General features: G+C 65.3%; 25 protein-coding genes. 14 read left to right on the top strand and 11 right to left on the bottom strand.

Going from position 1 to position 21,712, the window contains the following annotated elements; genetic code table 11:
- Positions 1-8: 8 nt before the first annotated feature.
- The 6 genes from nusB to nrdR form a co-directional block, all read right to left on the bottom strand.
- Complete coding sequence (nusB, locus tag APH44_RS16200; RefSeq protein WP_054893600.1) at positions 9-509, bottom strand: transcription antitermination factor NusB; 501 nt, start codon at positions 507-509, stop codon at positions 9-11.
- Positions 506-982, bottom strand: a complete 477-nt coding sequence (gene ribE / locus APH44_RS16195) for a 6,7-dimethyl-8-ribityllumazine synthase (protein WP_054893599.1) — start codon at positions 980-982, stop codon at positions 506-508. Before ribE ends, nusB begins: the two co-directional genes overlap by 4 nt.
- 92 nt (positions 983-1,074) lie before the next feature.
- The gene (gene ribBA / locus APH44_RS16190; protein ID WP_054893598.1) at positions 1,075-2,166 is read right to left on the bottom strand and encodes a bifunctional 3,4-dihydroxy-2-butanone-4-phosphate synthase/GTP cyclohydrolase II; all 1,092 of its coding nucleotides are present in this window, start codon (positions 2,164-2,166) and stop codon (positions 1,075-1,077) included.
- A gap of 18 nt (positions 2,167-2,184) precedes the next feature.
- Positions 2,185-2,850, bottom strand: a complete 666-nt coding sequence (locus tag APH44_RS16185) for a riboflavin synthase (RefSeq protein WP_054893597.1) — start codon at positions 2,848-2,850, stop codon at positions 2,185-2,187.
- A 42-nt stretch (positions 2,851-2,892) separates the two neighbouring features.
- Positions 2,893-4,023: a bifunctional diaminohydroxyphosphoribosylaminopyrimidine deaminase/5-amino-6-(5-phosphoribosylamino)uracil reductase RibD gene (gene ribD / locus APH44_RS16180; RefSeq protein ID WP_054893596.1), complete on the bottom strand. Its 1,131-nt coding sequence runs from the start codon at positions 4,021-4,023 to the stop codon at positions 2,893-2,895.
- 2 nt (positions 4,024-4,025) lie between these two features.
- A complete protein-coding gene (nrdR, locus tag APH44_RS16175) occupies positions 4,026-4,490 on the bottom strand; it encodes a transcriptional regulator NrdR (protein ID WP_054893595.1) in 465 nt (154 codons plus the stop codon).
- A 105-nt stretch (positions 4,491-4,595) separates the two neighbouring features.
- Between nrdR and APH44_RS16170 the strand changes: the two genes are divergently transcribed.
- The 3 genes from APH44_RS16170 to trxA are packed head-to-tail and all read left to right on the top strand — an operon-like array spanning position 4,596 to position 6,636.
- Complete coding sequence (locus tag APH44_RS16170) at positions 4,596-5,048, top strand: YbaY family lipoprotein (protein ID WP_054893594.1); 453 nt, start codon at positions 4,596-4,598, stop codon at positions 5,046-5,048.
- Between the two features lies 1 nt (position 5,049).
- Complete coding sequence (locus tag APH44_RS16165) at positions 5,050-5,709, top strand: methyltransferase (RefSeq protein ID WP_054893593.1); 660 nt, start codon at positions 5,050-5,052, stop codon at positions 5,707-5,709.
- Between the two features lie 39 nt (positions 5,710-5,748).
- Positions 5,749-6,636 (top strand): thioredoxin, encoded by an 888-nt coding sequence (trxA, locus tag APH44_RS16160; RefSeq protein WP_054893592.1) that lies wholly within the window; start codon positions 5,749-5,751, stop codon positions 6,634-6,636.
- A 55-nt stretch (positions 6,637-6,691) separates the two neighbouring features.
- Here trxA and APH44_RS16155 read toward each other — a convergent pair whose 3' ends face one another.
- A complete protein-coding gene (locus APH44_RS16155; protein ID WP_054893608.1) occupies positions 6,692-7,039 on the bottom strand; it encodes a hypothetical protein in 348 nt (115 codons plus the stop codon).
- Between the two features lie 133 nt (positions 7,040-7,172).
- Between APH44_RS16155 and APH44_RS16150 the strand changes: the two genes are divergently transcribed.
- From APH44_RS16150 to APH44_RS16130, 5 genes are all read left to right on the top strand, one after another.
- A complete protein-coding gene (locus tag APH44_RS16150; protein WP_054893591.1) occupies positions 7,173-7,766 on the top strand; it encodes a DUF2796 domain-containing protein in 594 nt (197 codons plus the stop codon).
- Positions 7,767-8,477, top strand: a complete 711-nt coding sequence (locus tag APH44_RS16145) for an ATP-binding cassette domain-containing protein (RefSeq protein ID WP_054893590.1) — start codon at positions 7,767-7,769, stop codon at positions 8,475-8,477. It begins immediately after the preceding gene.
- Entirely contained in the window at positions 8,477-9,742 is a 1,266-nt protein-coding gene (locus APH44_RS16140) for an ABC transporter permease (RefSeq protein ID WP_054893589.1), read from the top strand. Before APH44_RS16145 ends, APH44_RS16140 begins: the two co-directional genes overlap by 1 nt.
- Positions 9,743-9,751: 9 nt before the next feature.
- The gene (locus tag APH44_RS16135; RefSeq protein ID WP_054893588.1) at positions 9,752-10,318 is read left to right on the top strand and encodes a DUF3299 domain-containing protein; all 567 of its coding nucleotides are present in this window, start codon (positions 9,752-9,754) and stop codon (positions 10,316-10,318) included.
- Positions 10,319-10,428: 110 nt separating this feature from the next.
- On the top strand, positions 10,429-11,112 hold the full coding sequence (locus APH44_RS16130; RefSeq protein WP_054893587.1) for an OmpW family protein: 684 nt from the start codon (positions 10,429-10,431) through the stop codon (positions 11,110-11,112).
- A gap of 49 nt (positions 11,113-11,161) precedes the next feature.
- On the opposite strand, the gene APH44_RS16125 is transcribed toward APH44_RS16130, so the two are convergent.
- Positions 11,162-12,343, bottom strand: a complete 1,182-nt coding sequence (locus tag APH44_RS16125; protein ID WP_054893586.1) for an MFS transporter — start codon at positions 12,341-12,343, stop codon at positions 11,162-11,164.
- Between the two features lie 100 nt (positions 12,344-12,443).
- Between APH44_RS16125 and APH44_RS16120 the strand changes: the two genes are divergently transcribed.
- A complete protein-coding gene (locus APH44_RS16120) occupies positions 12,444-12,872 on the top strand; it encodes a helix-turn-helix domain-containing protein (RefSeq protein ID WP_054893585.1) in 429 nt (142 codons plus the stop codon).
- A gap of 84 nt (positions 12,873-12,956) precedes the next feature.
- Here the strand turns inward: APH44_RS16120 and APH44_RS16115 are convergent, their stop codons facing one another.
- Together APH44_RS16115 and APH44_RS16110 are read right to left on the bottom strand one after the other, a co-directional pair.
- Positions 12,957-13,889 carry an NAD-dependent epimerase/dehydratase family protein gene (locus APH44_RS16115; protein ID WP_054893584.1) on the bottom strand — a complete coding sequence of 311 codons (933 nt, stop codon included), beginning with the start codon at positions 13,887-13,889 and terminating at the stop codon, positions 12,957-12,959.
- Positions 13,882-14,766, bottom strand: a complete 885-nt coding sequence (locus APH44_RS16110; protein WP_054893583.1) for a sugar nucleotide-binding protein — start codon at positions 14,764-14,766, stop codon at positions 13,882-13,884. Before APH44_RS16110 ends, APH44_RS16115 begins: the two co-directional genes overlap by 8 nt.
- 436 nt (positions 14,767-15,202) lie before the next feature.
- Between APH44_RS16110 and APH44_RS16105 the strand changes: the two genes are divergently transcribed.
- Genes APH44_RS16105 through APH44_RS16095 form a run of 3 tightly spaced genes read left to right on the top strand, consistent with a single transcriptional unit; the run spans position 15,203 to position 17,914 of the window.
- Positions 15,203-16,246: a hypothetical protein gene (locus APH44_RS16105; RefSeq protein WP_054893582.1), complete on the top strand. Its 1,044-nt coding sequence runs from the start codon at positions 15,203-15,205 to the stop codon at positions 16,244-16,246.
- 19 nt (positions 16,247-16,265) lie between these two features.
- Positions 16,266-17,060 carry a TSUP family transporter gene (locus APH44_RS16100; protein ID WP_054893581.1) on the top strand — a complete coding sequence of 265 codons (795 nt, stop codon included), beginning with the start codon at positions 16,266-16,268 and terminating at the stop codon, positions 17,058-17,060.
- A gap of 8 nt (positions 17,061-17,068) precedes the next feature.
- A complete protein-coding gene (locus APH44_RS16095) occupies positions 17,069-17,914 on the top strand; it encodes an alpha/beta hydrolase (protein WP_054893580.1) in 846 nt (281 codons plus the stop codon).
- A 192-nt stretch (positions 17,915-18,106) separates the two neighbouring features.
- Here the strand turns inward: APH44_RS16095 and APH44_RS16090 are convergent, their stop codons facing one another.
- Complete coding sequence (locus APH44_RS16090; protein ID WP_054893579.1) at positions 18,107-18,919, bottom strand: helix-turn-helix transcriptional regulator; 813 nt, start codon at positions 18,917-18,919, stop codon at positions 18,107-18,109.
- 178 nt (positions 18,920-19,097) lie between these two features.
- Between APH44_RS16090 and APH44_RS16085 the strand changes: the two genes are divergently transcribed.
- Entirely contained in the window at positions 19,098-20,540 is a 1,443-nt protein-coding gene (locus APH44_RS16085; protein WP_054893578.1) for a sodium:alanine symporter family protein, read from the top strand.
- Between the two features lie 72 nt (positions 20,541-20,612).
- Positions 20,613-21,602 (top strand): asparaginase, encoded by a 990-nt coding sequence (locus APH44_RS16080; RefSeq protein WP_054893577.1) that lies wholly within the window; start codon positions 20,613-20,615, stop codon positions 21,600-21,602.
- The last annotated feature ends 110 nt before the right edge of the window (positions 21,603-21,712 follow it).

Below are 21,712 nucleotides of genomic sequence, written 5' to 3'. Positions count from 1 at the left end.
CGCCGCGATCAGCGCTTGTTGGCCTTGACTTCAGCTTCGCGCAGGTTGGGCGCGAGCTTGTCGAGCACACCGTTGACGAACTTGTGGCCATCGGTGGCACCGAAGACCTTGGCCAGCTCCACGCCTTCGTTGATCACCACGCGGTACGGTACGTCGACGCGCTTGATGAACTCCCAGGTGGACAGACGCAGCACGGCCAGCTCGACCGGGTCGAGTTCGTCCAGTGCCAGGTCCAGGCAAGGGCTGAGTGCGCTGTCGATTTCGCCCTTGATTGCCGGAACTCCGTGGAGGATTTCGCGGAAATAGGCACCGTCGACATCGGAGAAATCGTTATCGACCCGGAACTGAGCCTCGATCTCGTTCAGCGAATGCTGCGCCATGTGCCACTGGTAGAGCGCTTGCGTGGCGAGCTTGCGGGCTTCGCGACGCTTGGCACTCTTGGAGGGCTTGCCGGCATCCGCAGGTTTTGGATCGCGCGGGTTGAAACGATCGCTGTCGTCGCTAATCACTTGGCCTCCAACTGCGCCAGCAGGCTGACCATTTCCAGGGCGGACAGGGCAGCTTCGGCACCTTTGTTACCGGCTTTGGTGCCGGAACGCTCGATGGCTTGCTCGATGGAGTCGACGGTCAGCACGCCGAAGGATACCGGAACGCCGAACTCCATGGACACCTGGGCCAGGCCCTTGGTGCATTCGCCCGCCACGTATTCGAAGTGCGGGGTACCGCCACGGATCACTGCACCCAGGGCGATGATCGCGCTGTAGTCGCCTTGCTGGGCGACTTTCTGTGCCACCAGCGGGATCTCGAAGGCACCCGGGGCACGGATGATGGTGATGTCGCTTTCGCTGACGCCATGGCGAACCAGGGCATCGACGGCACCGCTCACCAGGCTTTCGACGACGAAGCTGTTGAAGCGGCCAACCACCAAAGCATAGCGACCTTTGGGGGCGATGAAGGTACCTTCGATGGTCTTCAGGGTCATTCCGGTATTCTCATATTAAAGAGCGAGGCCGCACCAGGCGGCCTTCGGGAGGGTTCGGACACGAGCGCCAGGACAATGCTGGCGCACCTGTGTCACTCGGAGGGCACGTATTCTACAACTTCCAGATCGAATCCGGATATCGCGTTGAACTTCATCGGCGAGCTCATCAGGCGCATCTTGCGCACACCGAGGTCGCGCAGGATCTGCGAACCGGCACCCACGGTGCTGTAGGTGCTGGGCACCTTGGCCTGCACATCGCCCGCGCTTTCGCGGATATGCGCCAGCAGCACATCGCCGTCCAGCGGGTGGCCCAGCAGCAGCACCACGCCGCTGCCGGCCTCGGCCACTGCGGCCATGGCCGCGCGCAGGCTCCAACGGCCCGGCTGCTTGACCAGCAGCAGGTCACGCAGCGGATCCATGTTGTGCACACGCACCAGGGTCGGCTCTTCGGCGCAGATCTTGCCCAGCGTCAGCGCCATGTGCACGTCGCCTTCCACCGAGTCACGGTAGGTGACCAGGTTGAACTGGCCCAGCTCGCTTTCGACCGGCTGTTCGGAGACGCGCTGCACGGTGCGCTCGTGGATCATGCGGTAGTGGATCAGGTCGGCGATGGTGCCGATCTTGAGGTTGTGCTCGGCGGCGAACACTTCCAGCTCGGCGCGGCGCGACATGGTGCCGTCGTCGTTCATCACTTCGCAGATGACGCCACTCGGCTCGAAACCGGCCATGCGCGCCAGGTCGCAGGCCGCTTCGGTGTGGCCGGCGCGGGCCAGGGTGCCGCCAGGCTGGGCCATCAGCGGGAAGATGTGGCCAGGGCTGACGATGTCCTCGGCCTTGGCGTCCTTCGCGGCGGCAGCCTGCACGGTGCGGGCGCGGTCGGCGGCGGAGATGCCGGTGGTGACGCCCTCGGCGGCCTCGATCGACACGGTGAACTTGGTGCCGAAGCCGGAGCCGTTGCGCGGCGCCATCAGCGGCAGCTTGAGCGTTTCGCAGCGCTCGCGGGTCATCGGCATGCAGATCAGGCCACGAGCGTGCTTGGCCATGAAATTGATGTGCTCGGGCAGGCAGCACTCGGCTGCCATGATGATGTCGCCTTCGTTTTCGCGGTCTTCGTCATCCATGAGGATGACCATTTTGCCCTGGCGGATGTCTTCGACCAGTTCTTCGATGCTGTTGAGCGCCACGCGGCACCCCCTTCTCAATCAGGATTTCAAGAAGCCGTTGGCGGCCAGGAAGCTTTCGGTGATGCCACTGCCTTTGCTCGGCTCGGCGGCCTTGTCGCCCAGCAGCAGACGCTCCAGGTAACGGGCCAGCAGGTCGACCTCAAGGTTCACCCGACGACCTGCACGGTAGTCGGCCATGATGGTTTCGGACAGGGTGTGCGGGACGATGGTCAACTCGAACTCGGCGCCATCGACCTCATTGACCGTCAGGCTGGTGCCATCGACGGTGATCGAGCCCTTGTGGGCGATGTACTTGGCCAGCTCTTTCGGGGCGCGTACGCGGAACTGGATGGCGCGGGCGTTATCGCTGCGTGAGACGATTTCGCCGACACCGTCGACATGGCCGCTGACCAGGTGGCCGCCCAGGCGGGTGGTGGGGGTCAGGGCCTTTTCGAGATTGACGCGGCTGCCGCTCTTGAGCTCGACCATGGCGGTGCGCTTGAGGGTCTCGACGCTGACGTCGGCCCAGAAGCCATCGCCTGGCAGTTCCACGGCGGTCAGGCACACGCCGTTGACCGCGATACTGTCGCCGAGCTTGACGTCGCCCAGGTCGAGCTTGCCGGTTTCGACGTAGACGCGCACGTCACCGCCCTTGGGGGTCATGCTGCGAATGGTGCCGATGGATTCGATGATGCCGGTGAACATGGTGTTCTCCTCAGGTACGGGCTGCGCGAAGCAAGCCCGGCATTATACGCCGGGCGCGGGCAAGGGGATGGCCGTGACTCGCCAGTCATCGCCCACGGCGCGCATTTCGATGATCTTCAGCCGCGGCGCTTCGCTCATGTGCTCCAGCGGCCACTCCAGCAACGGGCGGGCCTGGGAGCCGAGGAAAGTGCCGGCGACGAACAGCTGGTATTCGTCGATCAGGCCGTGGCGAGCGAAGGCGCCGACCAGACCGGCGCCCGCTTCGAGCAGGACCTCGCTGGCACCGCGCTCGGCCAGCAGGCGCAGCAGCGCAGGCAAGTCGACCTGGCCATCGCTGCCGGGCAGCACCAGCAACTCGTGGCCGGCGGCGGCGTAGCGCGGGTCCTGCGCGGCGGCGGTGACCACCAGCGCCGGGCCGGCCTGAAAGAACGGGGCGTCCAGCGGCAGGCGCAGACGGCCATCGATCAACACCCGCAGCGGCGGGCGCGACACGGCCAGCGCGGTCATTTCGTCGTCCAGGCCAAGCTCGGCGGCGCGCACGGTCATCCGCGCGTTGTCGGCCAGCACGCTCTGGGCACTGGTCAGCACCACGCTGGAGCGGGCGCGCAGGCGCTGTACCGCGGCGCGCGCAGCGGGGCCGGTAATCCACTGGCTCTCGCCGCTGGCCATGGCAGTGCGGCCGTCCAGGCTCATCGCCAGCTTGGCACGAACGAAGGGCAGCCCATGCTCCATGCGCTTGAGAAAGCCCGGGTTGAGCGCGCGGGCTTCGGCCTCGAGCACGCCACTGGCAACCTCGATACCGGCTTCGGCCAGCCGACACAGGCCACGCCCGGCCACCTGCGGGTTGGGGTCTTGCATCGCCGCCACCACCCGCGCCACACCTGCCTTGACCAGCGCCTCGGCGCACGGCGGCGTGCGGCCATGGTGGCTGCAGGGCTCGAGGGTGACGTAGGCGCAGGCGCCACGCGCACGCTCACCGGCCTGGCGCAGGGCATGCACTTCGGCATGCGGCTCGCCGGCACGCACGTGCCAGCCCTCGCCGACCACTTCGCCGTCGCGAACGATCACGCAGCCCACCCGCGGGTTGGGGTGGGTGGTGTACAGGCCCTTGCGGGCCAGTTCCAGGGCACGGGCCATGTAATGGGCGTCAAGCAACGCGGTCTGGCTGGACATGCTTACTCTTTGGCTGGCTCACGGGCCAGGCGGTCGATTTCTTCACGGAATTCGTCGAGGTCCTGGAAGCGCCGATACACCGAAGCGAAGCGGATGTAGGCAACTTCGTCGAGCTTGCGCAGCTCGGACATCACCAGCTCGCCGACCACCAGCGACTTCACTTCGCGCTCGCCGGTAGCCCGCAGGCGGCTCTTGATGTGCGCCAGCGCCGCTTCCAGGCGCTCGACGCCGACAGGGCGCTTCTCCAGCGCCCGCTGCATGCCGGCACGCAGTTTGTCTTCGTCGAAGGGCTGGCGCGTGCCGTCCTGCTTGATCAGCCGGGGCAAGACCAGTTCGGCGGTCTCGAAGGTGGTGAAGCGCTCGCCGCAGGCGACGCATTCGCGGCGGCGGCGGACCTGTTCGCCCTCGGCGACCAGTCGCGAATCGATGACCTTGGTGTCGTTGGCACCGCAAAAGGGACAGTGCATGGTGGCAGGCAACAAAAAAAGGGAGGGCCATGGTAGCGCATCCCACTGGCAAGACAAGCCAAAGGGGTTACCATCCAGAGAAATCTGCCTGTGAAGGATTACCCCATGCACCATCGAGCCCTCGTCGTCCTGTGCCTGGCCGGCCTGCTCGCCGCCTGCGGCAGCGACCGGCCGAAGACCGAACAGCCTGTGGCGCCCAGCGCGCCCAAGACAGTCAAGAAGAGCGACGAACCGGGCCCGCTGCCGGCCTACCAGCGCGAACTCAGCGGCACCCTGATGGAAATCCCCGCAGGCGCCGAAGTCGAGCTGGCACTGCTGGTGATCGACGAGCGCGGCCGCCCCCAACGCCTGCTGGCCAGCAGCGACCTGACCGGCACCGGCCAGGCCCTGCCGTATCATCTACGCTTCAACCCCGAGGCCTTTCCTGCTGGCGCCCGGGTCGAGCTGCGCGGGCGCGCCAGCCGCTCCGGCCAACTGATCATGCACCTGCCGCCGCAGCGCATCGTCCAGGCCGAAACCCAGACCACCGGCCCACTGCGTTTCGAGAAGGCGCCATAACGTGACACCGCTACACCTGCAACAGGCCCTCAGCGGCCTGATTGGCGAAGCGCGCCTGGTCATCAGCGAATTGCCGGGCTGCGACCTCAAGCTGTGGCTGCTCGACGCCGAGAACATGGACCGGGCATTCAGCCCCGACGAGACCCGGCGCATCCTCGACGAGCCCCCCTACTGGAGCTTCTGCTGGGCCAGCGGCCTGGCCATGGCCCGCTACCTGGCCCAACACCCCGAATGGGTACGTGACAAGCGCGTGCTGGACTTCGGCGCAGGTTCGGGGATCGCCGGCATCGCCGCAGCCCGTGCCGGTGCGCGCGAGGTGGTCGCCTGCGACCTCGACCCGCTGGCCCTGGACGCATGCCGCGCCAACGCTGCACTCAACGGCGTGACGCTGGGCTACAGCGAGGATTTTTTCGCCGAAGCCGACCGCTTCGACCTGATCCTCGTCGCCGACGTGCTGTACGACCGCGCCAACCTGCCCTTGCTCGATGCCTTTCTCGGCCGGGGTCGCCAGGCATTGGTCGCCGACTCGCGGGTACGCGACTTCAGCCACCCGCTCTATCGCCAGCTCGGCGTGCTCGACGCCCTGACCCTGCCAGACCTGGCCGAGCCGCACGAATTCCGCCGGGTCAGCCTGTACCACGCCAGCCGCGAGCCTTTATAGTGGTGCCAATCCGAATTTGCGAAAGCTGCGAGAGTTGCGATGAGCCAAGCTTCCTCTAATACCGCCACGCCCTACATCTTCGACGCCACCGATGCCAACTTCCAGCAACTGGTGATCGAGAATTCCTTCCACAAGCCCGTGCTGGTGGACTTCTGGGCCGAGTGGTGCGCGCCCTGCAAGGCGCTGATGCCGCTGCTGGCGAAGATCGCCGAGGGCTACCAGGGCGAGCTGCTGCTGGCCAAGATCAACTGCGACGTCGAGCAGCAGGTGGTGGCCCAGTTCGGTATCCGCAGCCTGCCGACCGTGGTGCTGTTCAAGGATGGCCAGCCGGTCGACGGCTTTGCCGGTGCCCAGCCGGAGTCGGCGATTCGCGCCATGCTCGAGCCGCATGTGCAGATGCCTGCCCCGCCAACTGCCTCGCCACTGGAGCAGGCCAAGGCGCTGTTCGCCGAGAGCCGTTTCAGCGAAGCCGAAGCGCTGCTGCAGGCCGTGCTCGGTGAAGACAACAGCAACGCCGAGGCGCTGATCTACTACGGCCGCTGCCTGGCCGAGCGCGGCGACCTGGACGCAGCGCAGCAAGTGCTGGACGCAGTCAAGAGCGATGAGCACAAGGCCGCGCTGGCCGGTGCCAAGGCGCAACTGACCTTCCTGCGCCAGGCCGCCAGCCTGCCGGAGGCCGCCGAGCTCAAGAGCCGCCTGGCGCAGAACCCGCAGGATGACGAAGCGGCTTACCAGTTGTGCATCCAGCAACTGGCGCGCCAGCAGTACGAAGCTGCGCTGGACGGGCTGCTCAAGCTGTTCCAGCGCAATCGCGCCTATGACAACGGCCTGCCGCAGAAAGCCATGCTGCAGGTGTTCGACCTGCTCGGCGGCGATCATCCGCTGGTGGGCGTGTACCGCCGCCGGTTGTCTTCCGCGATGTTCTGAGCCCCAAGCTGCCGCCACCTCCTGCAGGAGGTGGCATCCAGCCGCGCACCGCCCTCTAGCCTACCCAGCGATACACCGGCGCATCCGCACCGCTTTCCACCTTCACTTCACTGCTGTGGCGCAAACGCACCAGCAGCCGCTTGCCGGCCGCGACACTGCCGGCCAACCCTTCCAGCCGCTCCAGCAACTCTGGCCCACTGAGCGCTCCGGCCTGACGCAACACCTCGCGCGCCGCCGACCACTGGCTATCATCCTGCCGCACTGGCGCAGCACCAGGCGCGCTCGCCACCTCTGCCACCGCAGGCGCCTCTTCGAGCCTGCGCCCAAGCTGGGCCCACTCCGCCGGATCCAGTTCGATGGTCAGGTCCACCGGCCAGTCGCCGATCTGTCCTCGGATTCTCACGCTGCCTTCCTTCAATCGCGGATCGATGACGTGCATGCTCCCACGACATGAAACCTGCGCCAAGCGTCTGGCATCGACAAGAAAAGTTGTTATAACATTACGATATCTTTCCCGTCCGCTTCTGGAGTCGTCCATGCGCCGCCTGCTCCTCGCCTTGCCCTTCGCCCTGCTGCCCCTGGCCGTTGCCCAGGCCCATGACGATCATGACCACGATCATGCCCACGGCACCTTGCCTGCCCACGAGCACGGCGTCGCACGCCTGAACGTCGGACTGGATGGCAATACTCTCGAGCTGGCGCTGGAGAGCCCGGCAATGAACCTGGTCGGCTTCGAGCACATGCCGGGCAGCGATGCCGACAAGGCCAAGGTAGAGGCTGTGCGCAAGCAGCTCGAACAGCCGCTCAAGCTGTTCGGCCTGGCCAGCGCGGCCGGTTGCAAGGAAGACCAGCAGGAGCTGGAAAGCCCGCTGTTCGGTGACGAGCCATCGGCCAAGGACGACGACGGTGACGACGATCACGACCATGACCACGCGCATGAGCACCAGCACAGCGAGATCCACGCACACTACCAGCTGACCTGCGCAGCTCCGGCCAAGCTGACCCAGATCGACCTGTCGCCGCTGTACAAGGCGTACCCGCAAACCCAGAAGATCAATGTGCAGTTGGTCGGCCCGAACGGCCAGAAGGGCTTCGAAAGCACCCCGGCCAAGGCCGTGGTTGCGTTCTGAATGAGCCAGCCGCTGATCGAACTGCATGACCTGGTCTTCGCCTGGCCAGGTCAGCAGCCGTTACTGAACATCCCCCAGTTCCGTCTGGAGGCCGGTGAGGCGCTGTTCCTCAAAGGCCCCAGCGGCAGCGGCAAGACCACCCTGCTCGGCCTGCTGGGCGGGGTCAACCTGCCCGACCAGGGCGAAGTGCGGCTGCTCGGGCAGAACCTGGCGGAGCTGGGCCAGGGCGCTCGCGACCGTTTCCGTGTCGACCACACCGGCTACATCTTCCAGCAGTTCAACCTGCTGCCGTTTCTCTCCGTGCAGGAAAACGTCGAGTTGCCCTGCCGCTTTTCGCGCAGCCGTGCCGAACGTGCCGCGCAGCGCCATGGCAGCATCCACCAGGCAGCGGCGCAGTTGCTCGCCCACCTGGGCCTGGGCGACCCCGATCTGCTCGCCCGGCGCGCCGACACCCTGTCGATCGGCCAGCAACAGCGGGTCGCCGCTGCGCGTGCACTGATCGGCCAACCGGAACTGGTGATCGCCGACGAGCCGACCTCCGCGCTCGACGCCGACACCCGCGAGGTGTTCATCCGCCTGCTGTTCGACGAATGCCGCGCCGCAGGCTCCAGCCTGCTGTTCGTCAGCCATGACCAGAGCCTGGCGCCCCTGTTCGACCGCGACCTGTCGTTGGCCGAACTCAACCGCGCCGCCAAGCCTCGGGAGGCCTGATGTACCTGCTCCGTCTAGCCCTGGCCAGCCTGGCCAACCGCCGCTTCACTGCCTTCCTCACCGCCTTCGCCATCGCCCTGTCGGTGTGCCTGCTGCTGGCCGTGGAGCGCGTGCGTACCGAAGCCCGCGCCAGTTTCGCCAACACCATCAGCGGCACCGACCTGATCGTCGGGGCGCGCTCGGGGTCGGTCAACCTGCTGCTGTACTCGGTGTTCCGTATCGGCAACGCCACCAACAACATCCGCTGGGACAGCTTCGAGCATTACGCCAAGGACCCGCGGGTCAAGTGGGCGATCCCGATCTCTCTGGGCGACTCGCACCGCGGCTACCGGGTGATGGGCACCAACAGCGATTACTTCACCCACTACCAGTACGGCCGCCAGCAGCACCTGCAACTGAGCCAGGGCCGCCAGTTCGCCAACGACCCGTTCGAAGTAGTGCTCGGCGCCGAAGTGGCCGAAGCCCTGCACTACAAGCTCGGCGACAGCCTGGTGCTGGCCCACGGCATCGCCACCATCAGCCTGGTCAAGCACGACGACAAGCCCTTCACCGTGGTCGGCATCCTGCAGCGCACCGGCACCCCGGTGGACCGCACCCTGCACATCAGCCTGGCGGGGATGGAAGCCATCCACGTCGACTGGCAGAACGGCGTGCCAGCCCGCGGCGCCGCGCGCATCAGCGCCGACCAGGCGCGCACCATGGACCTTCAGCCCACCGCCATCACGGCCTTCATGCTCGGCCTGAACAGCAAGATCGCCACCTTCAGCGTGCAGCGGGAAATCAACGAATTCCGCAGCGAGCCGCTGCTGGCGATCCTGCCCGGCGTGGCCCTGCAAGAGCTTTGGGGCATGATGGGCATCGCCGAGCAGGCGTTGTTCGTGGTGTCGCTGTTCGTGGTACTGACCGGTTTGATCGGCATGCTCACGGCGATTCTCACCAGCCTCAACGAACGGCGACGCGAAATGGCCATCCTGCGCTCGGTGGGTGCGCGCCCCTGGCATATCGCCGGCCTGCTGGTGCTCGAAGCGCTGGCGCTGTCGGTCAGCGGTATCGTCGCCGGGCTGGGATTGCTCTATGGGGGAATCGCCTTGGCCCAGGACGCGGTACAGTCCAACTACGGACTGTTCCTGCCGCTGGCCTGGCCAAGCCCGCACGAATGGACGTTGCTGGCGATCATCCTCGGTGCGGCGCTGCTGATGGGCAGTGTTCCGGCCTGGCGTGCCTACCGGCAGTCGTTGGCCGATGGCCTGTCGATCCACCTCTGAGAGTTTGTCATGTCGATCCCTGTGGGAACGGGCTTGCCCGCGAAGAGAGCACTACAGATCCTCCTGCTGTTGCTGCTGGTGCTGATCATCCCGGCCTGGGCGGACGAGCCGCGCGAGCTGGACTGGCCGGCACTGATCCCCGAGGGCGCGCCAGTCATCCCCCCACAGCTCACCCCGCTGCATGACCTCTCGCAGATGGGCAATTCGCTGGGCGACGCGCTCGCGGCCGAGTCTGCCCCGGCAGCCCGCCAGCAGGCGCCCGACGCACCGGTGGTCAAGGCGCTGGACGGGCAGCAGGTCAAACTGCCCGGCTACATCGTACCGCTGGAAGTCAGCGAAGAAGGCCGCACCACCGAGTTTCTCCTGGTGCCCTACTACGGCGCCTGCATCCACGTGCCGCCGCCGCCGTCCAACCAGATCGTGCACATCTTCAGCGAGATGGGCGTGCGCGTCGAAGACCTGTACCAGCCCTACTGGATCGAGGGACGCATGCAGGTCAAGAACACCAGCAGCGAGCTGGCCGACGCCGGTTACCAGATGGAAGCCGAGAAAATCTACGCATATGAGCTGAAATGAGAACTGTGTCGCCCGTGTGAAGCCCGCTTCGTTGAGCTGAGTCAAACAATGTGTTTGGACGGCTCCTTACCATTGGACTACTCGATTACTTACGTCCTCTGGGAGCTTCCATGAACAAGACATTGCTCGGTGCCTCGCTCGTCGCGTTGGCGCTCGCAGCCCCCGTTGCCCACGCCCACCAGGCGGGTGACTTCATCATGCGTGCCGGCGCCATCACCACTGCGCCGAACGAAAGCAGCAGTGACCTCAAGCTCGACGGCGCCAAGGTCTCCGGCACCAAGGCCACCCTCGACAGCGACACCCAGCTGGGCCTGGCCTTCGCCTACATGCTCACCGACCACGTCGGCATCGAGCTGCTCGCTGCCACGCCGTTCAAGCACACCGTGGGCGTCAAGGGCCTGGGCGGCGGGCTCGACGGCAAGCTGGCCGACATCAAGCAACTGCCACCGACCCTGTCGCTGCAGTACTACCCGATGGACGCCTCGTCGAAGTTCCAACCCTATGCCGGTATCGGCATCAACTACACGCTGTTCTTCGATGAAGACCTCAGCAGCGCCCGCAAGCAGCAGGGCTTCAGCAACATGAAGCTGCAGGACTCCATCGGCCTGGCTGGCCAGTTGGGCATGGACTACATGCTGACCGACAACCTGCTGGTCAACGCCGCGGTCTGGTACGTCGACATCGACACCAAGGCCACCATCGACGGTCCGAGCGCCCTGGGCGTGGGCAAGACCAAGGTCAATGTCGATGTCGATCCGTGGGTCTACATGGTCGGTATCGGCTACAAGTTCTGACACGCAACGCACTCAGGCCCCGCCGTACAGCGGGGCCTCTGGCTGCCGCTCAACCCTGGCGTTGCAGCCACCACCAATACCCCCACGCCAACGCGCTGACTCCAGCCCCCAGCCCACATACCGCGCCCCATCCCCACGCCCCGTAGACCCAGCTCGCCGTCACCGCACCCACCGCACTACCCAGCGAATAGCAGCACATGTACGCACCTATCAGGCGACTGGCCATCTCGGCACGCCCGGCCAGCAGCAGGCTCTGGTTGGTCACATGCACTGCCTGCACGGCGAGGTCCAGCATCACCACACCGGCTACCAGCGCCAGCAGCGACTGCCCGACGAACAGGCTCGGCAGCCACGACAGTGTCAACAGCCCCAGCGCCAGCCCCGTGGTGCGCTGCCCCAGGCCGCGATCGGCCAGGCGCCCGGCACGCGATGCGGCAAGGGCTCCAGCGACACCGGCCAGGCCGAACAGGCCGATCTGGGTGTGGGTCAGTTGCAGCGCACTCAACGGCAGCACCATGCTGCTCCACAGCACGCTGAACGCGGCGAAGATCAGTAATGCGAACACACCCCGCTGGCGCAGCAGGCGATCATCGCGCAGCAGCACCGCCATAGAGCGCAACAACGCCCGGTAACGTTGGCGCTGCCCCAGAGGTCGTGCAGCGGGCATACGCCAGCCGAGCAGCACAACCATCAACAGCGCCAACCCGGCAGCAGCGAAATAGACCCCTCGCCAGCCAGCCAGATCAGCCACGACTCCCGCCACCAGCCGCGCCAGCAAAATCCCCAGCACGATGCCGCTGGTAACCGTTCCCACCGCCTGCCCCTGCTGCGCCGGTGTCGCCAGGGTGGCCGCCTGGGCGACCATCAGCTGCACCACCACGGCCATCAGCCCGACCATGCCCATGGCCGCCAACAGCGCCGCCCAATGCTGGGCCAGGCCGACCGCGACCAGCGCCAGTGCCGACAGCAGCAACTGGGCAAGGATCAAGCGCTTGCGGTCGAGCAGGTCCCCTAGCGGCACGATCAGCAGCAAGCCCAATGCGTAGCCTGCCTGGGTTGCGCCGACCACCCAGCCGACCTGACGACTCGGCACGCCCAGGCTCTGGGCCATGGACTCCAGCAGGGGCTGGGCGCAGTACACCGTGGCCACCGCCAGTGCGCAGGCTGCGGCCAGCAACAGGGTCAGGCCGCGAGTGAGTTGAAACGAAGAGGCATCGTGGGCAGATGACATGCAGACTCCTGGCAATCTGGTTTCAAAACAAAACCACAAGCTGGATTTCTAACAAACCTGGTTTTAATCTGCAACCAAACTGTCTCATCCGGAATGATCGATGCTCGACGAAAACAACAGCCGATGCCCCGTGGCCCGGGCACTCGAAGTGCTCGGCGACCGCTGGGCACTGATGATCCTCCGCGACGCGTTCGATGGGCTGCGCCGTTTCAGCGAGTTCCAGAAGAACCTTGGGCTGGCGAAGAACATCCTCGCCACGCGCCTGAAGCTGCTGGTGGAAACAGGGCTCATGGAGCTGCAGCCGGCGTCGGATGGCAGTGCGTACAAGGAATATGTGCTGACAGAAAAAGGCCGCTCGGTGTTTCCGATCGTGGTGGGCCTGCGTCAGTGGGGGGAGCGGTTTCAGTTCGAGGCGGGCGAGACGCGTTCGGTGCTGCTGGACAATGCCAAGGGCGAACCTGTGGCGAAGCTGGAAGTACGGGCGCGGGATGGGCGGGTGCTGGGGCCGGAGGATTGTCGGCGGGCTTGAAGGGGTTATGGCCTGGCAGGGCCTGTTCGGGCGTACTCCACTGTTCTGGAGATCAGTGGAGTACCTGGAACGCCAACGTGTTTGTCAGTCTTTGCCCAACAAACGCGCCAGCCCCTCGGCGATCGGCGTCGCCTGGGGAAAATCAAAACGCGCCAACAGCCGGTGGTTGTCCGCCCGCGAGTGGCGGATATCACCCGCGCGCGCCGGGCCATGGCTGATCGTCGGCAAGCTGCCAACCACCTGCTGCAATGCTGCAAGCAAGTGATTCAGCGAAGTCGCCTGGTTCAAGCCGATGTTCACAGCGCCCTCTTCCACCTGCGGCTGCTCCAGCGCCTGCACCATCACCTGCACCAGGTCGCCGACATAGAGGAAGTCGCGGGTCTGCTCGCCATCGCCGAACACGGTGATCGGCAAGCCCTTGGTCGCGCGCTCGCAGAAGATGCTGATCACCCCCGAGTACGGCGACGAGGGATCCTGGCGCGGCCCGAAGATATTGAAGAAGCGAAACACCACAGGCTCCAGCCCATGTTGGCGGCGGTAGAAGTCCAGGTACTGCTCGCCAGCCAGCTTGTCCACTGCATAGGGCGTCAGTGGCGCCTTGGGCGTGTCCTCGGTGATCGACTGGCCTTCGCCATTGTTGCCGTAGACCGCCGCGCTCGAGGCGAACACCACCCGGCGCACACCATTGATGCGCATCGCCTCGCAGACATTGAGAGTGCCGATGAAGTTGCTCTGGTGGGTCTTGACCGGGTCGTCCACCGACGCCTGCACCGACGCGACTGCAGCGAGGTGGACCACCGCCGCGCAATCGGCGGCTGCACGGGTAACCAGTGCAGTGTCGGCAACATCACCTTCGATCAGTTGCAGGCGTGGATGGTCGATCTGCAGGTTGCTGCGCTTGCCGGTGGACAGGTCATCGAGAATGCGCACCGCATAGCCTTTGTCCAGCAGCGCATCGCACAGGTGGGAGCCGATGAAACCAGCTCCGCCGGTAATGAGGATGGGGGCATCAGCCATGACGATAGAAACGGTCCAGTAGGGGCGGCAAGCCGGCGCGCCAGGCGCGGGGCTTGATGCCGAAGGTATGAAGGATCTTCTTGCAGGCCAGCACCGCGTGCTGCGGCTCCTCGCTGGCATCCGGGCGCGCGGCGTGGGCCTGTGCGGTGGGGGCCTGCACCGCCAGCTTGTGCCACTGTGCTGCCTCGGAAAGGATAGCTTGTCCCAGTGCCAGCGGTGTGGTCGCCTCGTTGCCGGCGTAATGGTAGGTGCCCCACAGCGGCGCATCGCAGTCCAGCTGCTTGATCACCGAGAGGATCACCCGGGCGGCATCGTCGACCGGCGTCGGGTTGCCGCGGCGGTCATCGGCCAGCAGCAGCTCCTGCGGTTGCTCGGCGCGCGTCAGGAAGCGCCCGAGTGCGCCGTCGATGCTTTCGTCCAGCACCCAACCGAAACGCAGCAGCACATGCTGCGGGCAGGCCGCACGCACGCTCTGCTCGATGCGCCACAGCGCCTGGCCACGCAGGCCCAGCGGCACCGGCTCGTCCTTCTCGCTGTAGGAAGTGGCGCGCGAGCCGTCGAACACGCGATAGCTGGAAGGCTGGACCAGCGTGATCTCGTGGTGCTGGCACAATTCGGCCAGACGCTCCACGGCACGTTCCTGAAGGGCGAGGCGCTGTTCGCTGACCGACTCGGCCTGGAACCAGTCGAAGTAATAGGCCAGGTTGACCAGGGCATCGGGGCGGTGATCGTCGAGCAACTGGGTGAGGCTGGCCGGATCCCAGCCCTCGTCCGGCGGGCGCGGTGCCAGAAACGCGATGTCTTCCTCGGCCCCGAGACGAATCAGCGCTTGCCCGAGGGCATTGCCACCACCCAACAGCATCAGGCGCATACGCATAGAGTCAGCAGGTCCGCTCAGATCGATTAGGGAAAGGGGTCATTTTGCGGTTTCCGCCAGGGGAAGTCCAACCCTAGGGGCTTCCCCGTCTGTACGTAGGAAGTTTCCAACAGGCATCGAAGCTTTCTCTGTCGCTCACATAAAACCGGTCTTGCACCACGCCAGACGAAAACCCTGAACTAATAGCAGAGGCCGGGGCATGGCAGCCCCGTATGCGCACCCGGTAACCAGGAGCACCACCATGACGCGCCAGCTTCGATCTTCACAACGTTTCACGGCTGTGAAATTTTCCACCCCCTCTTTTGCACCTTCGGAAACTACCCGATACTGCGCGGCAGTTGGCCACTACCGACTGGAGTCACCCCAGTCAGGTCAACTCACTCCAGCTGTCGGCCGGCACGGAACGCCAACACAACAATAACAAGGAAGGTTTCCCATGCAGGATTCCGAAGTCGCGTACCTGGAATTTACCCAGGATCAAGCCGCTGCGCTGTTCGTCGCCAGCCAATCCCTCGCCCGACTCGGCGGCCCGGAAGTCTTCGGGGCAGCCGGCAAGGCACGGCAATGCGCCGAAGCGCTGACAAGATCGCTCGATGTCCAGCAACAAGCGACACTGCGGCGCTTCGCCGACGGCACGCTCTCTGCACTGATGTACCGCGGCATGAGCTGCCCGGAGCACGACCCCATCCCCGAAGACCTGCCTGAGCTGCAGGGCCTGGAGCACGATCCCCACTGCATCTACCTGGCCTCACGCAACCAGATCCTTTTGGAGCTGGTGCACTACCGGGCGTTCGCCTTCGATATCGACAACGAGGGCAAGCAGGTGCGTCTGGTCGGCAACTTCAAGGGTGGCGGCAGCCAGCCGCGTCCGCAGGAAACCCGCGACACCCGCGTGGAGCTCAGCTCCCACGCTGGCCTGCGCCTGGGCCCACACACCGAAGCTCCGTACAACTGCTCGGTGATCGCTCGCGATGACCATTCGCCGGCACCCTCTGCGCTGATCCTCACCGCGCGCTGGAACCCGGCGAACGAGCCGACCCACGTCATTCCCATGCGCGAGGTCATAGAAGGCTTGGGCAGCCTGCACGCGCTGGCGCTGACCTCAGCGTCGTTCGACTTCACCCGCAGCGACTGTTTCGTCGCGGGCAGCGGTGAACCGGAGCAGGCCACCGCGATGCTGCAGTTCGACGCCAACGGCGGCTTTGCCCTGCGTTACAACTCGTATCGGTTCTCGCTCAACGACCAGGCCAGCGACCTCGCCGCCCAGGCCTTCGACGCCTTCCAGCAGCGGGTCGCCGAGACGCGGCCACGGCCCTTCGTGCTGCAACCGGACACCGCCCTGGTGATCAACAACAACCGCGCCCTGCATGGTCGCGACATCGTCCAGGACAACCGTCGCCTGCTGGTGCGGCTGTTCGGCTACTCCCCCTTCGCCCAACCTCGGGTGATCACTCCGGATCCGCTGCTGGTGCGCGGCTGAATAAAAGGAACGTGCGGTAATGATGGAAATCGATGTCTCCCTGCTGCTGACACTCGCGTCGGTGGCGCTGATGGCCGGCTTCTTCGACGCCATCGCGGGTGGCGGCGGGCTGATCACCCTGCCGGTACTGTTCGTCGCCGGCATCGACCCGTTGGCGGCCATCGCCACCAACAAATTCCAGGCGGCCTCGGCGACGGTGTCGGCCACCGTCGCCTTCGCCCGCAAGGGCATGATCGACTGGCAACGCGGCCTGCCCATGGCCGCCATGGCCTTCGCCGGCGGCGCCCTCGGCGCGCTGTCTGTGAGCCTGGTGCCCAAGACGTTCCTGCAAGCCTGCGTGCCGGTGCTGCTGATCCTGGTTGCGGCCTACTTCGCTTTCAGCCCCAAGCCCGACGAGCACGAGCGCAAGGCGAAGATCTCCAACGCCGTGTTCTGCCTGACCGCCGCCCCGCTGATCGGCTTCTATGACGGCGTATTCGGCCCTGGGGTGGGTTCGTTCTTCATGCTCGCCTGCGTAATCCTGCTGGGTCAGCACCTGCTGCGCGCCGTGTGCAACAGCAAGCTGCTCAACGCCGCGTGCAACCTGGGCGCCCTCTCGGTATTCTCGCTGAGCGGGGCAATCATCTGGCCCCTGGCCCTGGCGATGGCCTGTGCCGCGTTCATCGGTGCGCAACTGGGCGCACGCTGCGCGGTGCATTTCGGACCCAGGCTGATCAAGCCGTTGCTGGTCTGCGTGTGCTGCATCATGGCCCTCAAGCTGCTGCTTGGCGCAGGCAACCCGCTCGGCGAATGGCTGCAACACCAGTTCCTCTAGGGAGCGCCATGGACTTCGCGAACACCTCCGAGCAACGCGGCAGCTGGCAATACGACGAACCTGCGCCGGGCACCGAATGCTTCATCGACGAAGCATTCGACGGTTATCAACAGCAGGCACGCCTGCTTTTGCCGGACAGCGAGCGCGCTCCGCCACTGTTCGTGGTCGGCGGCGCACGCTCCGACTTCACCCGCCTCAACCCGCTGCTCTATCGCCTGCAACGCCAGGGCATCGGCTCGCTGACCGGCAACCTGTCCGGCCACAGCCAGGCGAGCGAACCCGGCGCCAGCGCACCGACCCTGGCGATCAACCTGCAGGAGGCCCGGCGCTTCCACCGGCATATCGCCGAACGCTGCCGCACCCTGGTCGGCCACAGCCTGGGTGGAGCCATTGCCCTAAAGCTTGCGGCGCAACTGCCAGACATCGACAAGCTGGTGCTGATCTGCCCGGCGGTCTACCCCGATGACGCCCACGACGCGCCATTCGGGCCGGCCTTCAGCGCGGCGATCCGCAAGCCCTACGCCTTTCTCGACTGCGACAGCTACGCCTTCCTGCGCCAGTTCCAGGGGCGGGTACTGCTGGTGATCGGCGAGTACGACGGCCTCAACTCCCAGACCCACGGCCAGGGCGCCGGCACCAGCGCCGGTACCCGAATGCTGCGCGGTGTGCAGCGCTACAGCCCGATACCGGAGGAAGTCACCCATGCGCTGCTGCGCTCGGTGCCGGCACCCCATGTAGAGTGCCTGTTGCTCACCGACTGCGACCACGGCATCGCCGCACACCTGCGCGATGCACCGGAGATTGCCGATCAGGTAGCGGATGCGGTGGCGGCGTTCATTCTCGACCAGGAGTGACTGGTTCGGCACCCCACTTGTCCCGCGAACACGGGCGTAGCGCGTGCCAGGGAGCGCGGTGTCTTTTTCGCGGGCAAGCCCGCTCCCACAGCCCCCATAGCGTCTGAATACGCTGGTGTTACCTGTGGGAGCGGCGGTTCGCCGCTGCGACTTGCCCGCGAAAAAGACGCCGCGCTGGTAGAGCCGAAACCCCTATTCGATCTCGAACAACCCGTTGCTGATCGCGCCGGCGCCGAGCCGGTCGCGAATGTCGTCGTCGATGCGCGGGTCGTCCGGGCGATAGAGCTTCACCTGGCGATAGGCATTGATACGGTTGATCTCTTCACCAAGAAACTCCCACACCACGCGGGTGCAGGCAGGGTTGCGCCGGTCGCCGCTGGAGACCCCGGTCTTGAGCCCGTTGAGGCGGGTGATACGGCTCTTGAAGCTGGGGATGAGCACGGTCTGGCTCATCTCGTTGAGGGTCAGCGACTCGTAGTCGATCAGAAACACCCGATCCTGTAGTTGGAACGCTGCGCCCAGGTAGCGGCAACGCACCTCGGCATGCTGGCTGCCGGCACTGCTGCGCTCCTGGCGTTCCTGGCGCTCGAACAGGAAGCTGCCGCGCTCTTCCCACAGGTGCACCAGCGACACCAGGATCGAGCCTGGTACCGACATGCAGTTGGAATATTCGAAGTAGTAGCCGCAATAGCGAGACAGGTTGCCGGCCTGGGCATGCAAGGGCTTGAACAGCTCGCTGATCGGGTCGTCCTGCGGGCCTGACGACACCGAAGGGTTGCGCGCACCGATCAGCCGGGCGAACTGTTCCGGCGGCAGGTTCAACTCGTAATCCTCGACCCCGAAGAAATCGCCGATGCGCTTGAGGTTGTAGGTCGTCGGCTGGCTCTGCCCGCTCAGGTACTTGTTGAATTGCGCGCGATTTATCGACAGCTGTCGGCAAACCTCTGAAATAGAGCGGTAGTGACTGCAGGCGAGTTTGAGATTGGCGGCTAGAAAATCGGCCATGAACGGCGTTCCAGGTGATGCGAGTGGTGCAAGTCTAGCATCAAGTCGCACCAAAACAGAGCAACCCGCGAAATTGTAACCACAGGTGTCATGACCAACCATGCGCGCCAACGATAGCGCGCGTCTCTGTCGCCGCTGGTCACTCCACACGAAGAATAAGAATCGAGGTCATTTTCCAATGCTCGAAGCACTTAACGATTTCCTTTCAGGAAAACTGCTCATCGTCCTGATCGTCGGGCTCGGTAGCTACTTCACCATTCGTTCCCGGTTCGTCCAGTTCCGCCACTTCGGCCACATGTTCGGCGTGTTCAAGGAGTCCCTGCGCGGCCAGGCTGGCCAACTGAGCTCGTTCCAGGCCCTGATGCTGAGCCTCGCCGGCCGCGTCGGTGCAGGTAACATTGCCGGTGTCGGCATCGCCGTGACCCTGGGCGGCCCAGGCGCAGTGTTCTGGATGTGGGTCACCGCACTGGTGGGCATGTCCAGCAGCTTCTTCGAATGTACCCTGGCCCAGGTCTACAAGCGCGCCGACGGCGACGGCCTGTACCGCGGCGGCCCGGCCTATTACATTCAGCACGGCCTGAAGCTCAAGAGCATGGCGATCGTGTTCTCGATCCTGCTGCTGGTCACCTACGGCTTCGCCTTCATCGGCCTGCAGTCGTACACCGTGACCCATTCGCTGCAGAACGCCTTTGCCTTCGACCCACGCCACACCGGTATCGTCCTGGCAGTGCTGCTGGCCATCACCTTCATCGGCGGCATCAAGCGCATCGCCGCGGTGTCGGACCTGCTGGTGCCGATCAAGACCCTGGCCTACATCGGCGTGACCCTGTACGTGATCGGCACCCAGATCGAACACGTGCCTGCCATGCTGGAAACCATCTTCAAGAGCGCCTTCGGCCTCGACCCAGCCTTTGCCGGCCTGCTGGGCAGCGCCATCGTCATGGGCGTGAAACGCGGCGTGTTCGCCAACGAAGCGGGCCTGGGCAGTGCCCCCAACGTCGCGGCCGTGGCGGCAGTGAAGCACCCGGGCGCCCAGGGCGTGGTGCAGGCCTTCAGCGTGTTCCTCGACACCTTCGTGATCTGCACCTGCACCGCGCTGCTGATCCTGCTGTCGGGCTTCTACACCCCAGGCTTCGAAGGCGACGGTATCGTCCTGACCCAGAACTCGCTGGCCGCCGTGGTCGGTGACTGGGGCCGCATCTTCGTCAGCGTCGCGCTGTCGCTGTTCGTCTTCACCTGCATCCTCTACAACTACTACCTGGGCGAGAACAGCCTGCAGTTCCTGAGCCGCAACCGTGTCGTGCTGATGGCCTTCCGCGGCCTGGTGCTGGCGCTGGTGGTGTGGGGTTCGATGCAAGACCTGTCGACCGTGTTCGCCTTCGCCGACATCACCATGACCTGTCTGGCCTTCGTCAACCTGGTCGCCCTGGCCCTGCTGTTCAAGGTCGGCCTGCGCGTGATGCGCGACTACGACGCACAGCGCAAGGCCGGCATCAAGCAGCCGGTGTTCGACTCCAGCAAATTTGCCGACCTGGACCTGGACCGTGCCGCCTGGCCAGCCAATCCTCAGGCTGAAACAGCCACTGACAAAGCTGCTGGCGAACTTCAGCACCAGCGCTGATACCCTGCCCTGCCCGGCCGCCCCGCTCGTGGGCGGCCGGCTTTCCTTCGCTCCTCGCTTCGGAATCCTTCCATGGGTGCAGTCAAGAATCTCCTCGTTCTCTACACAGGTGGCACCATCGGCATGCTGCAGACCCCCGCGGGCCTGGCGCCGGCGGGTGGCTTCGATGCGCGTATGCGTGCCCACCTCGCACAGCGCAATGACGCGCCGACACTGCAATGGACCTTGCGCGAGCTCAACCCGCTGATCGACAGCGCCAACATGCAGCAGGCCAATTGGCTGGCGATGCGTGACGCCATCGTCGAGGCGGTCGAGCATGACGGCCATGACGGCGTGCTGGTACTGCATGGCACCGACACCCTGGCCTACAGCGCGGCAACGTTGTCGTTCCTGCTGCTCGGCCTGCAGGTGCCGGTCCTGCTTACCGGCTCCATGCTGCCGGCCGGTGCGCCAGGCAGCGACGCCTGGGACAACCTGGTCGGCGCGTTGCGTCAGTTCGAGCAGGGCCTGGGTAACGGCGTGCAGCTTTACTTCCACGGCCGGTTGCTGCACGGCTGCCGCGCCTCGAAACTGCGCAGCGAAGCCTTCGATGCGTTCACCGTGATGGAACGCCACCGCGAAGGCGAGCGCGCTGCACAGATCCCTGCCAGCCTGGACTACCGCCAGGTGCGCCAAGCGGTGAAGCTGGCGGTGCTGCCGGTGTTCCCGGGGCTGTGTGCAGATTACCTGCGCGGGCTGTTCGACGCGGGGGTCCAGGGCTTGCTGCTGGAGTGCTATGGCAGCGGTACCGGCCCGTCCGATGACCAGGCACTGCTCGACGCGCTGCACGGTGCGCGTCAACGCGGGGTGATGATCGTCGCGATCAGCCAGTGCCCCGAAGGCGCGGTGGTGTTCGACACCTATGCCGCCGGCAGCAAGCTGCGCGATACCGGGCTGGTCAGTGGTGGCGGGATGACTCGCGAAGCGGCGCTGGGCAAGATGTTCGCGCTGTTGGGGGCTGGGTTGGATGTGGAGGCCGCAGAGCGGTGGTTTGCATTGGACCTGTGTGGGGAGCGGGCTTAGGTTTCAGCCTGTCATGGCCTCTTCGCGGGCAAGCCCGCTCCCACAGGGATTTCCACATTTCTTGAGAATTGTGCTGTACCTGTGGGAGCGGGCTTGTCCGCGAATGGGCC

The organism is Pseudomonas sp. NBRC 111143, from assembly GCF_001320965.1.
Lineage (GTDB): Bacteria > Pseudomonadota > Gammaproteobacteria > Pseudomonadales > Pseudomonadaceae > Aquipseudomonas > Aquipseudomonas machongensis.
Note: the sequence above shows the minus strand (reverse complement) of the source record. Positions and strands in the feature narration are given on the sequence as shown.